General features: G+C 35.9%; 2 protein-coding genes. Both read right to left on the bottom strand.

Going from position 1 to position 1,979, the window contains the following annotated elements; translation table 11 throughout:
• Window positions 1-156 precede the first annotated feature (156 nt).
• The gene (locus ACT8VG_RS10710) at window positions 157-1,107 is read right to left on the bottom strand and encodes a ribose-phosphate diphosphokinase (RefSeq protein ID WP_022424603.1); all 951 of its coding nucleotides are present in this window, start codon (window positions 1,105-1,107) and stop codon (window positions 157-159) included.
• A 15-nt stretch (window positions 1,108-1,122) separates the two neighbouring features.
• Window positions 1,123-1,911, bottom strand: coding sequence for a bifunctional UDP-N-acetylglucosamine diphosphorylase/glucosamine-1-phosphate N-acetyltransferase GlmU (locus tag ACT8VG_RS10705; RefSeq protein ID WP_444195864.1), 789 nt, complete (start codon window positions 1,909-1,911; stop codon window positions 1,123-1,125).
• Window positions 1,912-1,979 lie beyond the last annotated feature (68 nt).

Raw genomic sequence — 1,979 nt, 5'->3', positions numbered from 1 at the left:
CCGTTGTGGTGCTAATGTTTGATTATTTTTGGGACATTATCAATTTCGGTTGACAGTCGTTACTGCATAGAAACCACAGGAGCAGTTTCCTTATTTCACTTCATATATACAATCTTATATTTGTTCTAAAAAAGGACTCGTGATGAGTCCTCTACATTAACAATCATACTGAGTGAATACGTCACTAACTGGTAAATCGTTTTCAATGTTTTCAATTGTATGTGCAAGTAATCCTGCAACAGATACAGAAACAAGTTTATCAAATTTCTTTTCTTGTGGAATTTCGATAGTGTTAGTAATAACAACTTCTTTTGCAGCACAAGTAGATAATCTTTCAATAGCAGGTCCAGAAAGTACACCATGAGTACATGCAATATATACATCCTTAGCACCTTTCTGTTTTAACATATCAACACCAGCTGTAATAGTACCAGCTGTATCGATCATATCGTCAATTAAGATACAGTTCTTACCTTCAACATTACCGATAATACCCATAACTTCAGCAACGTTTGGTTTAGGTCTTCTCTTATCGATGATAGCGATAGGACAATCAAATGCTTCAGACATCTTACGAGCTCTAGTAGCTCCTCCGTGGTCAGGAGATACAACACATAAATCCTGAACCTTCTTTTTACGGAAGTATTTGATTAATAGTGGTAAAGCCTGCATTTCATCTACTGGAATATCAAAGAATCCCTGGATCTGAGCTGCATGTAAGTCAACAGTTACAACACGGTTAACACCAGCTGTAGTTAATAAGTCTGCAACTAACTTAGAAGTGATTGGCTGTCTAGGTTTAGCTTTACGATCCTGTCTAGCATATCCGAAATATGGAATAACTGCAGTAATTTCACGAGCAGAAGCACGTTTTAAAGCATCAGTTAATACTAAGATTTCCATTAAGTTTTCAGTTACTGGATTAGAAGTAGACTGAACAATGAATACGTCCTTACCACGAACAGATTCACCGATTTCACATAAGATTTCACCATCTGCGAAGTGATGAACTTTGCAGTCTCCAACCTTAGTACCTAAAATGCTTGCGATATCCTGAGCTAATTTCTTGCTTGAAGATAAAGAAAATACTGTAATTTTGTTTTTCATATGTGTCCCCTTTTTTTATTTCTTGTTTCTTTCGTTATAAATCTTCATACGTTTTTCTTCTAAAACTTTTGCATAACCAGGTTTGTTCACCTGTCTAGCACGTGCGATAGACATTGCGCCATCTTCTACAGTTTCTGTTACAGTAGATCCAGCTGCAACAAATGCGCCTTCACCAACAGTCACTGGTGCAACTAAATTTGAATTACATCCAATAAATGCATTATTTCCAATAACAGTCATTGACTTATTCTTACCGTCATAATTGCTTGTGATAGTGCCACAACCAATATTAACGCCATCGCCTACTTTAGCATCACCGATATAAGTAAGATGAGCAGACTTGCTTCCCTTACCAAAATCAGCTTTCTTCATTTCCACAAAGTTACCAATGTGTACATTCTCTCTAATATGACAATTAGTTCTTAGTCTTGCATAAGGACCAATATCAGTACCGCTTTCTACAACAGAATCGCTTAATACTGAGAACTTGATTTCCACATTATCCTTAATATCTACATCTGTAAATTCACAATAAGGACCAATATGACAATGTGCTCCTATAGTAGTATGACCCTTAATAATACAACCTGGTTCAATGATTGTATCCTTACCGATTACAACATCAGTACCAATATATGTATTATCAGTATCTACAATAGTTACACCATTTAATAACCAGTTCTTATTTACTCTCTTCTGAAGTAACTTAGTTGCTTCAGCAAGCTGAACACGGTCATTAATGCCACCTACTTCACTGAAATCCTGAATCTTATAGCCATCAACCTTCTTGCCTTCTTCATTCATGATTCCAATTAAATCTGTAATATAATACTCACCCTGAGCATTGTTGTTTGTTACTTACTTTTAAGCTT

The sequence above is a fragment of the Catenibacterium sp. genome, from assembly GCF_052354645.1.
In the GTDB taxonomy this organism is placed as follows: domain Bacteria; phylum Bacillota_I; class Bacilli_A; order Erysipelotrichales; family Coprobacillaceae; genus Catenibacterium; species Catenibacterium mitsuoka_A.
Note: the sequence above shows the minus strand (reverse complement) of the source record. Positions and strands in the feature narration are given on the sequence as shown.

What these genes read in the sequence shown, in the direction of transcription:
- ACT8VG_RS10710 (WP_022424603.1), bottom strand. Translation starts at nt 1,107, where the DNA reads ATGAAAAACAAAATTACAGTATTTTCTTTATCTTCAAGCAAGAAATTA.
- ACT8VG_RS10705 (WP_444195864.1), bottom strand. Translation starts at nt 1,911, where the DNA reads ATGAATGAAGAAGGCAAGAAGGTTGATGGCTATAAGATTCAGGATTTC.